The sequence below is a fragment of the Pseudomonas sp. 18058 genome, assembly GCF_902706155.1.
GTDB classification, from domain to species: Bacteria; Pseudomonadota; Gammaproteobacteria; order Pseudomonadales; family Pseudomonadaceae; genus Aquipseudomonas; species Aquipseudomonas rustica.
Map to the genome: position 1 here is coordinate 23,723 of NZ_CACSJY010000041.1, position 13,258 is coordinate 36,980.

The following is a 13,258-nucleotide window of genomic DNA, read 5'->3' on the forward strand; positions in this document are numbered from 1 at the left end:
AACTACCATGCAGAACGATCTTCACTAGCGGCTTTTGCAAGATCCAGCTTCCAAACCTCTATCGCCAATTTATAGATATCCAAGAAAAAACCGCGTGGATCATCTAGCGAGTCCCACTCTCCACGAGGCCAACTTGCGGCTTCGCACGGGTCGATCTCGAACAAAAGCTGAAAGTCGTATGTTGGATCTTCTAGTTTTACTTTCAGGTACTCAAGTAATACAAGCCTATGCCTATAGGAGAGGTACGGCAGATTCAGACAATACTTTCTGATCAGAACCTCTCGATCACCAGACTCATTGGGGTTGTAGGCTCCAAGCTCTACCCCTCGAGTTTCTTCTCGGTCATAAACATCGAACACACCAATGAACCACATCAACCCCGGCTCAAAAGGCTTTTTTAAAAACGGATCTTTCAACATTACTTACCCTCGGCAGGAAACCCTGTAAATGGCCTCTGTGTATTTTCCTGATCGAACTTCACTTCAAACCAATTCATGTCTTCATTGAGGCTTGGATTTTGCTCATCTGTCCTATTCGGCTTATATCCACGCCCCGCCCCAGGCAGCTCCAACCTAACTATTGGATTACGCCTTATATCTTCCCCTGTGTGCATAATTAAACCATCTTTATCCTTTGTCATCGCTTTATTCAAAGCGCCCAGATGCATCCGCCAGTTATGAAACTGCGAGCTGAGATTTCCTCTGGCACGCATTGGGACAATTCCGGTGTGAGGATCTGCTCCGTTAATGCCACGCTGCTGAAGCGCTCGATCGGGAATTTCGGAACTGTGCTTTTTTACAGTATGCATATCATAAAGTTCTTCGTATTCATGTACCCGACGCTTCGCATTCTCCTCAGCAACTTCATCAAGTCTCGCTCGGCGCTCCTGCGCCGTCATCTTCGGCAGCGGGGGCGCCCCCTCTTCGACGACCACGCGACCAGCCTCGTACCGCATTGGACGACGCGGCGCTGACGGCGGACAGTTGCAACTCAACCCCAACGGATCCACCCACCCCGTGGGATTCGGCGTGTACTGGTACTGATTCAACCCACCCGCCAGCTTCACCGGATCCGGCGTCAGATACCTCCCCAACCGCGGGTCGTAATACCGATGCCGGTTGTAATGCAGCCCACTCTCCGCATCGAAATACTGCCCCTGAAACCGCAGCGGCTGATCCAGATACTCATCACCGGCCAACGTCACCGCCGCGACTTTCCCGTAAGCGTCGTACTGCGCCGACCAGACGATTTCCCCGCTGTAATCGGTCAGCTCCAGCGGCGTGCCGAGGTGGTCGTTCTGGTAATAAAACGGGCAGGCTTTTTTCGGGCCTTTGCCGTCGAGCAGTGCTAACGGACAGAAGGTGCCGGGTTCGTAGACGTAGCTGCGGTATTCGCTCTGGCTGCTTTCGGCGACGAGGTTGTCGCCTTGCCAGAAGAATTCGATGGTGGCGCCGTCGACGGTTTTGCTGATGCGTCTGCCGAAGGCGTCGTAACGGTAAGACGCGGTTTTCCCGTCAGGACGGGTCAGGCCGATCAGGCGGTGCTGGCAGTCGTAGCGGTATTCGGTGACGAGTTTGTGCGCGGTGCCGCGACGTTCGCGGATCAGGTTGCCGAAGGCGTCGTAGTCGTAATGGCGGTCGCCTTGCATCAACAGGCGGTTGCCTTTGATCTGGCTCGGGCCGGGGCGATCCTGCATGAGCAGGTTGCCGGCCGGGTCGTGGGCGTAGGTTTCCGGGAGTTCGTCGCGGGAGTGGCGGACGCGGGTCAGTCGGTCGAGGGCGTCGTAGTAATAGCTGCGCTGACCGTGGCGGCTATCGGCGATGCTCGCCAGATTGCCGTTGACCGCGTAGCTGTAGTGGCGCAGGTACAGTGGGCTGGATTGTTGATTGACGGCGTGGGCCTGAAGGCGACCCTGTTCGTCGTAGTGATAGTGGCTGTGCAGCAAACCTTGCTGACGGGTTTGCTCGCGACCGAATTCGAACTGATGCGTGGTCAGGCGTGCGCCGTTGAGGTCGATTGCGGTCAGCGCGCCGCCCTTGGCATGGTGGTAATCGAGTTTGCTGTTGTCCGGCAGACGCATGCGCTTGAGCTGGCCGCAAGCGTCGTAGGCATAGCGCAGAGTGCCCCAGCCTTGGTGCTCGGTGATCAGCCGATCCTGGCGGTCGTATTCGAAGGCCAGCGGATGGTTTTGACCATCATCGACACCGATCAAGCGACCGAGACTGTCGTACTGGTAGCTGACCTTCACTCCGTCCGGCAGGGTTTTAACCAGCAGACGCCCGGCGCCATCGCGTTCGTATGCGGTGACTAAACGTGAGTCGTCATCGCCAAACTCGGTCTTTTCCAGCAGATGCCCGTTGAGGTCATACACGTAAGCGGTACGGCGCCCATCGAAACCGGTTTCCTGTCGGATTAATCCGGTCGGCGTGTAGTCCAGCCGATATTTTTCGCCGGACTCGTTCTCAATTTCCGTGAGCAACAGTTGGGCATGGTCGTAGCGATACTGAACCCGCGTGCCGTCGTGGTTAATGCGGCGGGAGACCAGATGCAGGTCATCGTCGTATTCATACCGGGTGACATGCCCCAGCTCATCACGCTCGGCGGTGACTTGCCCGTAAGCGCCGTAGCTATAAGCACGCGTGGCGCCCGTAGGAAAAGTCGTCTGAACCAGTCGGCCAACGGCGTCCCACTGCTGTCGCGTAACGGCGCCATGTTGATCAACCGTGGTCGTCCGCCGTCCCGAAGCATCGTAGGAAAAACGCCGTACGCCACCCTCAGGCAACGTTTCTTCAACCAGTTGGCCAAGATCATTCCAGGCCAGCAGATGACGGCTGGTGTCCGGATAACGGATCGACACCAGTTGGCCGCGAACGCTGTAGTAGTAATGAGTCACCTGCCCGTCAGGATCGACAGCCTCGGTGATGTCGCCCTCGGCATTGCGCCGATAAATCCAAACCGCATCGCCACGCGAACGCCGATGCAGGAAACCATTGCGATACTCGTAGGACGTTGGCGCATCCGCTGCCGGAATCAGCGCGATCAGTCGTCCGACATCGTCATAGCGGTACTCGGTGATAGAACCCAGCGCATCCTGTTCAGCGACCAACCGTCCCTGATCGTCGTACGCCTTGAGCTGCTCGCCACCGTCGGCCTCAACCTTGCGCACCAGACGCGCACGGTCGTCGTGAACGTAAACTTCTTCGGTGCCATCGACGAAATGCACCGCCACACTGCCGTCGTCATCCCAGACATACCGCGTGTCCATCTGCGAAAACGACGCCCAATGCCGTACACAACGTGCAGCCTTGCCAGCCCGTTCCCACTCCCAGAAAAAACTCGCACCACCGGTCAGCTGTCGCTGCAGAATGACGTGCGCATCGTCGTAGTCGTAGCGCTCGCTTTCATCTAATGCATTGGTCGCCGCCAACAAGCGCTGACGCGCGTCGTGGCAATAGCGAACAAGGATTTGCTCCGTCGCCCATTCAGCGTTTTGCAAACTTTGGTAATCGACCGCGATGAGTTGCGCGCGGTCGTAACGCAGCAATAAGGAGCGACCTGCACCGTTATCCAGTCGCTGAACCCTGTCAGACCGATCGCGATGTACCGTCAGACGATTGCCATAGGCATCGCTGATCGACGTCAGACGCCCGGCCCGAAAGTGGTAAAACCGCGCCGCTTCCCCAGCCAGCGCGAGGATCAATTCCTCCGGCTCATCCCCGAGAAAAATTGCTGCCCGCGACAGGCTGTTGTGAATCGCCGGCCGCTCAACATTCGGCTGCGGAAACAGCGTGCGCCGATTCTCGTGATCGACCCAAACAACCGAGTCGCCATCAAATTCCAGCCGATGCGCCAGCGAATGGCTCCAGCCAAACCCCAGCCCGACATCGATTTCCACCGCACTGGTGCGATACAACCGAGTGAACTCAAACGGCAACACACCATCGAGCACGCCATCAGTCAGCGTGAGCAGTTCTTCGCCGGTGACCATCGACACCGGACAACCGTTGGTGCAGGTACGCGGTACACAATCAGCGCTGTCCCCGTTGGGATTTTTCGCCTGATCCGGAGCGTCATCGTGGTGCTCGTCTTTCTTCAGCAAGGCGTTGCGCTTGGCGTCCCAACGCAACTGCATCCGGCCTTTTTTCACCCCGGCGGCAATCCCGCGTGCAGCGACTTTTTTGTATTTGTCGACGTACTTGATGAAGCCTTCGACGATGGCAAACATCGCCTTCAGCAACCGCGTCAACGCTGACAACAACTGCGCGGCGCGGTCAGCCAGACGCAGCGTCAGATAAGCGATGCCGGCACCCGCACCGACAAAGGTCAGCACGACGCCGATCAGCACATCGATCAGCACCTGCACGATCATCATTGACGCGGCTTCGGCGGTTTTGCCGGCGATCTCGCTGGGCGGCAGCATCTCCAGCCAAAGGCTGGCGGTACGCAGCAGCAAACACAGCGCCGCTTCATCGCTCATCAGCAGTTGCAGCTTTTCCATGACATCGGGAGCCGTCTCCGCCAGCTCCTTTAACTGCGTGGCCCCAGACCCCAACCGCTCGGCAAAGGCCCCGGGATCCTTGAGAATGTCCGAGAGCAAACCGATGCTGTCCCACACACCCTCGATCGCCGCCCAACTTCCGGCCAGCATGCCGTTGCTTGCCGATGTCGCCACCGATTGCGACCACTGCGGTTTAAAACCCTGCCACTCACCGCGCAGCCAGCCGTCGAGTTCACGGGTCAGGCCGTCGTAGGCTTTAAACAGGTCATCAACCTGATCCGTGGTGACCTCGCTGTGCACCAGCACCCGATAGAACTTGCCCGCTGTGCCCTTGAACAAGCCTTTGCCTTGCGCATCAAGGGTTACAGGGGTGATTTCGCCACTGTCCATGGCGATCACATCGACGGTGATGTTGCCGAGCGCGATGTCGTACACCGACTCGAACTTGCTCTCGATCAACATCGGCCCGTCCTTCGGGCACTGGACAACGCCGGAGAAAAACTCGTTATCGGTGCTGCTGACAACGGTGCTGTTTTCGCCGAAGCGGATGATCCGCTCCATGCCCATCAGCGACGGCAGATCCGCCGCGTGGCTGACTTTGTCCGCAGCACGGCTGGCCCAGTGCTTGAGCTGTTCGCGGTAGAGACTGAGGCTGGCGGGAAAGCTGTCGAGTTCTTGCTCGATGCGAGCGATGGCGTCCATCAGCGCACGTCAAAGCGCGAATTGGACGGGTTAATCGGGTCGAACATGAGCGTTCCCTCGCGCAAAAAAATAGGCGCGGGAACTGTGCGGGGGATCAATCAGGAAAGAAGTCGGCCAAGTAGGCGATGGTTGTAGGACTAATCTGTAAACGCTTACCCACAGCTAAACATAAGAAGCCAAAACGCAAACAGGGCGTGAGGTTTCCCTCATGCCCTGTTTATTAATGACGAGATTTACTGGCTGGAATCGCGCGAACTCAATTCTTGCAGTTTGTGCTCGGCCAACGGGTGCCCAGCCTTGGCGGCCATGCTCCACCAGCGCGCAGCCTCCTCTGAATCCGGCGCCTTGCTCGGCGTGCCGGCGAGGCTGATCACGCCGACCTGATAGGCCGCTTTGCCATCACCGGCCAGTGCCGCCAGACGCAGCAGTCGCACGCCCTCTTCACGCGCGCCCATACCCACACCGCGAAAGGTCAGAATGTGCCCGTAAAAGCTTTGCGCGCCGACATCGCCGAGGTTGGCCATGCGCGCAAACTGCCCTTCCATCCAGCGCCAGATGCGCGGCTGGCGCACACACCACGACCAATGAAACAGCCGGCGGGCCAGCCAATAACTGGCCCGCGCCTTGAGGCGTAAAAACACTCAGGCCTCCGCCGATTCCGGGTACTCGTATTCAAACACTCTGACCACTTCGGAAGCGTGCCACGACGCGGCGGCAACTCCGTCGGACGGCCCGGAAAAACGCCCCAGACGTTCAACACATTCAAAAAAACCGGTGCGCGGTAAGCGGCTCGCGCCTTGGCTGATTACCAGTGAACTGCGCAGCGGTTGCTCGGCCTTGGCATCCAGCGCGGCGAGATGTTCAAGTGCAGCGGTCAGGGTTTGCATGGCCGGTGTCGGCAGTTGCAGACGCTCCAGCAAGGCGCGATACGTCAGCAGATGACGCTGTCGGCGCGCCTGATCCAGCTCCCCCAGCAACCCGTCCCAATGTTGTCGACTGATGCGTACGCTCACGATTCATCCCTCCAACCTGGCACCGTCAATTCCCAGGCCAGGCTGCGGCGAATCGCGGCGTCGGGCGCACGCTCACCACTTTCGATCATGGCCAGATAAGACGGGCTGATGCCTACCGTGCGGGCCAGCGCCTCGATGGCGATGCCCTTCCCTTCGCGCAAACTGCGGAGTTGATCCAGACCTGGAAGAATCGGGTCTGAAGTGGCCGCGACAGGCGCTGGGGCCGGACGCGACGGTATTTCGTTGAGACCTGCTGCTTTGAGTAACGCCTGATATTGAGCCCATGGCAGAACCGCGTATTCGGGTTCGCCATCGCGTGCAATTATCTGAATATCCATGACTACCCCGTAGGACAACAACACTTAGCGAGTCGGCACTTTTCCCTAGAAGTGTAATCCTAACAGCGGCTAAGGTCGCGGGGGCGATCTATCTATCGCAGGTCTTGGTTATTCAGGGCTTTTTCGGGCCTTCCAGTTGCAGTTGTTCAGGTGTATCGGGCAGACGTTCGGCAACCGCGAGTTTTTCCGGACGCTGACGACTGCGCCACAGGCGGAACGCGTTGAGTTCTTCGTCGAGCGTTTTCATCAGCCAGGCGAGCACGGCGATGTCGTCGAGCATGCCGAAGACCGGGATGAAATCCGGAATGGCATCGACCGGGCTGAGGAAGTACATCAACCCCGCCACCACCGAAACCAACGCCTTGCCACTGATTGCGCGGTACTCGCCACGCCAGTAAGCCAGACACAGCGCCTGCAGCAAACGCAGGTCATCTTTGAGCTTGCCGAGGCGATTGCCTTGCGCGGCACCTTTGCTGGCCACGGCAAACAACAATGTCGGCAGACGACCACGGGCCAGCAAACGGCCAGCCAGGGGCAGGAATCGAGCGAAATTCCACGGAGCTTTCATCTATTCCTCCCATTGAAATGTTATCCACACAAATTGTGGATAACCTTGTGAACAGAGCTGCATTTCGGCGCTGAGAGCCCCGGTTTATAAGCGCCGCGCTCAGATCGGGCGTTTTTTACTCACATAAAAAACCCCAATATTTCATTGACTTGGCGGCTCAGGGCGTCTAGCGCGGGCAGCCTTAAAGCTATGACTCCCCTGACCGGCATCGGTTCGCTCTGTTTACGCCCGCCAACCTGCAGATGCAACAACGCCCCGCTTAAGCGAGGCGTTGTTGTTGAAGCCGAAGCTGCTTACTTGGCAGCAGCAGCGTCTTCTTTGGCTGGATCCTTGATGGCCAGCAGTTCCAGGTCGAAAACCAGAACCGAGTTGGCCGGGATTGCCGGGCTTGGCGATTGCGCGCCGTAAGCCAGATCGCTAGGGATGTACAGTTTGTACTTCTCGCCAACGTGCATCAGTTGCAGACCTTCAACCCAACCCGGGATCACGCCGCTTACTGGCAGATCGATCGGGCTGCCGCGCTCGACGGAGCTGTCGAATACGGTGCCGTTGGTCAGCTTGCCGGTGTAGTGAACGGTCACTACGTCGGTCGGCTTAGGCTGTGGGCCGTCGGCCTTTTTGATGACTTCGTATTGCAGACCCGAAGCAGTTGTTGTCACGCCTGCTTTCTTGCCGTTTTCTTCGAGGAATTTCTTGCCAGCGGTTGCCGACTCTTCGCTCATCTTGGCCATACGCTCTTCGGCACGCTTTTGCAGCGCGGCGAAAGCTTCAACCAGTTCTTCGTCTTTCAGCTTCTGTTCTTTCTTGCCGACGGCATCTTCGATGCCCTGGGCTACTGCTTTGGAGTCCAGATCATCCATGCCTTCCTGAGCCAGGCTCTTGCCCATGTTCAGGCCGATACCGTAGGAAGCTTTTTGCGCCGGGGTTTTCAGCTCTACGCTGGTTTGCGAATCACAACCCGCAAGTACCAGGCTAACCAGGGCTACCGCCGCCGCCAACCGATGCTGTTTCATGCTATTTCCTTGTTCATGCGCCGAAAGGGCAATCGAGTAAAGCCGCGAGCTTATCAGGCCGCCACGACCAATGGCTACCGGCATGAGAGCAGTAAAGCGGCGATAAGTTCAGGTATTGAAACGCATTCGGCTAAAGGCACGATGAAGCTTCTGTCATCTACGCCCTACAACGATTGGTGCCACTTCTCACAACAGTTGGCGTAATGGCCACTTGCCCACCCTCATAGCCTCAGGCATAACAGCGCAATAATTCGACAAGGATGTTTAACTTGCGCCGCTTATTCCGTGTTTTGACCCTGATCGTCGTGCTGCTCGGCCTCGTCCTCGCCGTGGTTTTGTATTACGTCGCCAACCCGAAATTACCGTTCTACACCCCGGCCGAGCAGGTGCATTACCTGAATCAATGGTCGGAAGAACAGCGGCAAACCTATTACTTCACGCCTCAGGGCACACAGGTCAAAGGCCTGCGCTATGAGTGGTTTCAAGCGCTGGAGCTGCCCTTTTCCGAGCAGCGTTTCGCCTCTGCGGAATACCTCGCGCGCTTCGGTTTTCTGGTCGATCCAAAACAGCAAGCCACGCCGAACAATCCCGGCAACCTGCCCGTGGGTTTCGCCCGGCATCAAAACCCCGCTACTTCCGAGCAATATCTCGACATAACTTGCGCGGCTTGCCACACCGGAGAATTGCGTTTCAAAGGCCAGGCCGTGCGCATCGACGGCGGCACCGCGCAGCATGTGTTGCCTTCCAGTGTTCCTACATTGCGCGGCGGCAGTTTCGGACAGGCATTGGTCGCGAGTCTGACGGCGACTTACTACAACCCGTGGAAATTCGAACGCTTTGCTCGAAGCGTACTCGGCGATCAATACGACGTGCGCCACGAGCAACTGCGCAAAGACTTCAAAACCTCGCTGGATACGTTCCTGAAAGTCGCCTGGAACGACACCCATCGCGGCCTCTACCCCACCGAAGAAGGCCCTGGCCGCGCCGATGCATTCGGTCGGATCGCCAACGCGACCTTCGGCGATGCGATTTCCCCCGCCAACTATCGCGTGGCCAATGCGCCGGTGGATTACCCGCAGTTGTGGGACATGTGGAGGTTCGATTGGGTGCAGTGGAACGGCTCGGCACAGCAGCCGATGGCGCGCAATATCGGCGAAGCGCTGGGCGTGGGCGCCACGCTGAATTTCTTCGACGCCAATGGCCAACCGCTGCAAGGCGAAGAGCGCTACGCCTCGAGCGTTCGTGTGCGCGATCTGCACACGATCGAAGAAACTCTGCAAAAACTGCAACCACCGGCCTGGCCGGAAGACGTACTCGACGCCGTCGATAAACCATTGGCCGCCAAGGGCCGCGCGCTGTTTGCGGAAAACTGCGCCGGCTGCCATGTGCCGCGCGTCTCTCAGGAAGGCGAGCGCTGGGTACAGCATTTGCACATGCTGCCGCTCGATGTGATCGGTACTGACCCGAACGCCGCCACCAACATCGCCACCCACCGCTTCGACCTGACAACGCTGCAATGGGATTTGAAAGAGCTGGCGAAAATGGACGTCAAGTTGCACCCGACGCCCACCGAACCGCTGGATCTGAGCCAGCTTTCAGTCGCCAAGGGACTGGCGTACGTCACCGCTTTCGTCGAAAACCGCGCCTACCGCGAAGCCAACGTCACTCCGGAAGACAAACCTCGACTGGACGGTTTCGGCCTGCCGATCGGCGTGCGCGAAAACGTCGCTTACAAGGCGCGGCCATTGGCTGGCGTCTGGGCGACCCCACCCTTCCTGCACAACGGCTCGGTGCCAAGCGTTTATCAATTGCTCTCGCCGCAAGATGAGCGCGCGACCACCTTCTATAAAGGCACCTTCGAATACGATCCTCGCCATCTGGGTTATCGCACCGAAGCGTTCACCAATGGCTTCCTGTTCGATACGCGCATCAGTGGCAACCGCAACAGCGGTCATGAATTCCGCGCCGGCGAACGTGGCAATGGTGTGATTGGCCGACTGTTGCAGCCTGAAGAACGCTGGGCCTTGCTTGAATACCTGAAAGTGCTGGGCGGCCCACTGGAGGCGCAATTGCCATGACGATGCCGACATTCAAGAAAGAACTGCCGTTGCTCGCACGAATCTGGTTGTGGCTGGGGCGCTTGCTTGGCAAAACCGTGTTAATCCTGCTGGTGATTGGCTTGCTCGGCTGGGCGATCGCGACGGCGTGGTTTGCCTGGCAGCACCGCGGCCCGGTGTCGGCGCTGGAGCAGATTCCGCCCGGCGAAGCCGCGATGACGCAGGACGTGATACAGACCGCCGTGCGCATCGTCGATCAACACCGCGAGCCCACGCGTTATCTGCGCGACGCCCATGCCAAAGCGCATGGTTGCGTGAAGGCAGAAGTCAAAGTATTGCCGGAATTGGCGCAATCATTACGCCAAGGCGTGTTCAGTGAGCCGGGGAAAACCTGGCAGGCGATCATTCGTCTGTCGAATGGCAACGCTTATCCTCAATTCGACAGCCTGCGCGATGCTCGGGGTATGGCGATCAAGTTGTTCGATGTGTCGGGTAAACCCTTGCTCGGCGATCGACCGGCGCAGGGCGAACAGGATTTCGTGATGTTCAGTCATGCGAACTTCTTTGTCAGCGATGTCGCCGAGTACCGTCAGAATGTGGCGGCGCAGGCTGACGGCAAGAAAATCATGGCGTTTTTTCCGGGGTGGGATCCGCGCACCTGGCAAGTCCGTCATCTGTTTATTGCCCTGGCTACGCTGGCACCACCGCCGGACAGCCCGACGCAGACGACTTATTTTTCGGTCTCGCCGTACAAATTCGGTGAGGCCAATGCGAAATTTCGGGTGATGCCGGATCCGGACAGTTGCCCGGCGTACGCGTTGCCTCAACAGAATCACGATCTGCCGAACTTTCTGCGCAGTGCTTTGAGTCAGCAGTTATCGACGGATCGGGTGCCAGCGTGTTTTGTCCTGCAGATTCAGCGTCAGGATGCCAACAAGTACATGCCGATCGAAGACACCAGCATTGAATGGCGTGAGCAGGACTCGCCGTTTGAGACGGTGGCGCGGATTACCTTGCCGCCGCAAGACTTCGATACGCCGACGTTGAATCTGGCGTGCGACAACTTGTCGTTCAATCCGTGGTTTGGTATCGAGGCGCATCGGCCGATTGGCGGGATCAACCGCTTGCGTAAAGCGGTGTATGAAGCGGTGAGCGACTATCGCCACAGCCGGAATGCCGCGCATTAAAAAAATATGCACATAACCTGTGGCGAGGGGATTTATCCCCGTTGGGCTGCGAAGCGGCCCCGCTTTTAAAATCTGGGCCTGCTGCGCAGGCCAACGGGGATAAATCCCCTCGCCACAGGTCAGCATCAAATCTGAGATTTCATAAATCCCAGACAGCAAAAAGCCCGCACTAGGCGGGCTTTCTGTGGACTCTGGCGTTCAGTGTTCCAGATTCCGAATATGGCGCAGCGGACGGGACTCGAACCCGCGACCCCCGGCGTGACAGGCCGGTATTCTAACCGACTGAACTACCGCTGCGCGAAACGCTTGAAACGAATGGTGGGTGATGACGGGATCGAACCGCCGACATTCTGCTTGTAAGGCAGACGCTCTCCCAGCTGAGCTAATCACCCTTCGCTTCGTTACGGGACGCATTATGCCACAAGTTTTCGTAAAGTGTTGATTTAATTGAAGTTTTTTTCAAATAAATCCGAAAACCGGTAAAACGACACATCCCGCGGGTACAACTGTACAAACTTTGAGGCAGAAAAAAACCCGCTTGGGCGGGTTCTTCCGTGGTGACCTGGCGTTCAGTGGTCCAGGTTACCGAATATGGCGCAGCGGACGGGACTCGAACCCGCGACCCCCGGCGTGACAGGCCGGTATTCTAACCGACTGAACTACCGCTGCGCTAAACACTTGAAACGAATGGTGGGTGATGACGGGATCGAACCGCCGACATTCTGCTTGTAAGGCAGACGCTCTCCCAGCTGAGCTAATCACCCTTCGCTTCGGTGTGGCGCGCATTCTACGGAGCGACCCAACCTCTGGCAAGCACTTTTTTAAATAATTTTCTCAGGCCTTCCAAAGGCTTACAGAAGGGTTGGCCTATGAGACGGCGAGGACAATAATGCCCCCCTTTGTATAAAGGAGAGACTCACCCCATGTGGTTCAAGAACCTGCTTATCTATCGCCTGACCCAAGACCTGCCTGTCGATGCCGAGGCGCTGGAAACTGCACTGGCCACCAAACTGGCGCGTCCATGTGCAAGCCAGGAGTTGACCACCTACGGTTTCGTCGCGCCGTTCGGCAAAGGCGAAGATGCTCCATTGGTACACGTCAGCGGTGACTTCCTGCTGATTTCCGCGCGTAAAGAAGAACGCATTCTGCCGGGCAGCGTCGTGCGCGACGCGGTAAAGGAAAAGGTCGAAGAGATCGAAGCCGAGCAGATGCGCAAGGTCTATAAGAAGGAACGCGATCAGATCAAGGATGAAATCATCCAGGCCTTCCTGCCGCGCGCCTTTATCCGTCGCTCGTCGACCTTCGCCGCCATTGCGCCGAAACAGGGTCTGATCCTGGTCAACTCGGCCAGCCCGAAACGCGCTGAAGACTTGCTGTCGACCCTGCGTGAAGTGATCGGCACCCTGCCCGTCCGTCCGCTGACCGTGAAAATGTCGCCAACCGCGACCATGACCGAATGGGTCACCACGCAGAAAGCTGCCGACGACTTCTATGTGCTGGACGAGTGCGAACTGCGCGACACCCACGAAGACGGCGGCATCGTTCGTTGCAAGCGTCAGGACCTGACGAGCGAAGAAATCCAGCTGCACCTGAGCACCGGCAAAGTCGTCACGCAGCTGTCGCTGGCGTGGCAGGACAAGTTGTCGTTCATGCTTGACGACAAGATGACTGTTAAACGTCTGAAGTTCGAAGACCTGTTGCAGGATCAGGCGGAACAGGACGGTGGCGATGAGGCATTGGGTCAACTGGACGCCAGCTTCACCCTGATGATGCTGACCTTCGGCGACTTCCTGCCGGCGCTGGTTGAAGCGCTGGGTGGTGAAGAGACTCCGCAGGGGATCTGATCCGTTTTTTGTGTGAACATTTAAAAGATCGCAGCCTT

The 13,258-nt window shown here is 57.8% G+C and carries 10 protein-coding genes and 4 tRNA genes; 3 read left to right on the forward strand and 11 right to left on the reverse strand.

The window, feature by feature from the left end; all coding sequences use genetic code 11:
* Positions 1-2: 2 nt before the first annotated feature.
* The 7 genes from GVL50_RS20385 to GVL50_RS20415 all read right to left on the reverse strand — a co-directional run bounded on the left by GVL50_RS20385 (position 3) and on the right by GVL50_RS20415 (position 8,132).
* The gene (locus GVL50_RS20385) at positions 3-419 is read right to left on the reverse strand and encodes a hypothetical protein (protein ID WP_159814909.1); all 417 of its coding nucleotides are present in this window, start codon (positions 417-419) and stop codon (positions 3-5) included.
* Positions 419-5,200 carry an RHS repeat-associated core domain-containing protein gene (locus tag GVL50_RS20390; protein ID WP_159814910.1) on the reverse strand — a complete coding sequence of 1,594 codons (4,782 nt, stop codon included), beginning with the start codon at positions 5,198-5,200 and terminating at the stop codon, positions 419-421. The genes GVL50_RS20385 and GVL50_RS20390 overlap by 1 nt, the downstream gene beginning before the upstream one ends.
* Positions 5,201-5,433: 233 nt before the next feature.
* The gene (locus tag GVL50_RS20395; protein ID WP_159814911.1) at positions 5,434-5,841 is read right to left on the reverse strand and encodes a sel1 repeat family protein; all 408 of its coding nucleotides are present in this window, start codon (positions 5,839-5,841) and stop codon (positions 5,434-5,436) included.
* A complete protein-coding gene (locus GVL50_RS20400) occupies positions 5,842-6,213 on the reverse strand; it encodes a hypothetical protein (RefSeq protein WP_003223109.1) in 372 nt (123 codons plus the stop codon).
* Complete coding sequence (locus GVL50_RS20405) at positions 6,210-6,551, reverse strand: helix-turn-helix transcriptional regulator (RefSeq protein WP_159814912.1); 342 nt, start codon at positions 6,549-6,551, stop codon at positions 6,210-6,212. The genes GVL50_RS20400 and GVL50_RS20405 overlap by 4 nt, the downstream gene beginning before the upstream one ends.
* Positions 6,552-6,663: 112 nt before the next feature.
* Positions 6,664-7,119 (reverse strand): YkvA family protein, encoded by a 456-nt coding sequence (locus GVL50_RS20410; RefSeq protein ID WP_053118602.1) that lies wholly within the window; start codon positions 7,117-7,119, stop codon positions 6,664-6,666.
* Positions 7,120-7,412: 293 nt separating this feature from the next.
* On the reverse strand, positions 7,413-8,132 hold the full coding sequence (locus GVL50_RS20415) for an FKBP-type peptidyl-prolyl cis-trans isomerase (RefSeq protein ID WP_053118601.1): 720 nt from the start codon (positions 8,130-8,132) through the stop codon (positions 7,413-7,415).
* A 269-nt stretch (positions 8,133-8,401) separates the two neighbouring features.
* Between GVL50_RS20415 and GVL50_RS20420 the strand changes: the two genes are divergently transcribed.
* Both GVL50_RS20420 and GVL50_RS20425 read left to right on the forward strand, forming a co-directional pair.
* Positions 8,402-10,210 carry a di-heme-cytochrome C peroxidase gene (locus GVL50_RS20420; RefSeq protein WP_159814913.1) on the forward strand — a complete coding sequence of 603 codons (1,809 nt, stop codon included), beginning with the start codon at positions 8,402-8,404 and terminating at the stop codon, positions 10,208-10,210.
* On the forward strand, positions 10,207-11,376 hold the full coding sequence (locus GVL50_RS20425; RefSeq protein WP_159814914.1) for a catalase family protein: 1,170 nt from the start codon (positions 10,207-10,209) through the stop codon (positions 11,374-11,376). Before GVL50_RS20420 ends, GVL50_RS20425 begins: the two co-directional genes overlap by 4 nt.
* Before the next feature lie 220 nt (positions 11,377-11,596).
* Here the strand turns inward: GVL50_RS20425 and GVL50_RS20430 are convergent.
* From GVL50_RS20430 to GVL50_RS20445, 4 genes are all read right to left on the reverse strand, one after another.
* Positions 11,597-11,673: transfer RNA gene (locus tag GVL50_RS20430), tRNA-Asp, on the reverse strand.
* A 19-nt stretch (positions 11,674-11,692) separates the two neighbouring features.
* Positions 11,693-11,768, reverse strand: a tRNA-Val gene (locus GVL50_RS20435).
* Between the two features lie 200 nt (positions 11,769-11,968).
* A tRNA-Asp gene (locus GVL50_RS20440) sits at positions 11,969-12,045 on the reverse strand.
* A gap of 19 nt (positions 12,046-12,064) precedes the next feature.
* A tRNA-Val gene (locus GVL50_RS20445) sits at positions 12,065-12,140 on the reverse strand.
* Between the two features lie 159 nt (positions 12,141-12,299).
* On the opposite strand from GVL50_RS20445, the gene rdgC reads away from it, so the two are divergent.
* Complete coding sequence (gene rdgC, locus GVL50_RS20450; protein WP_007919763.1) at positions 12,300-13,220, forward strand: recombination-associated protein RdgC; 921 nt, start codon at positions 12,300-12,302, stop codon at positions 13,218-13,220.
* Positions 13,221-13,258: the final 38 nt, after the last annotated feature.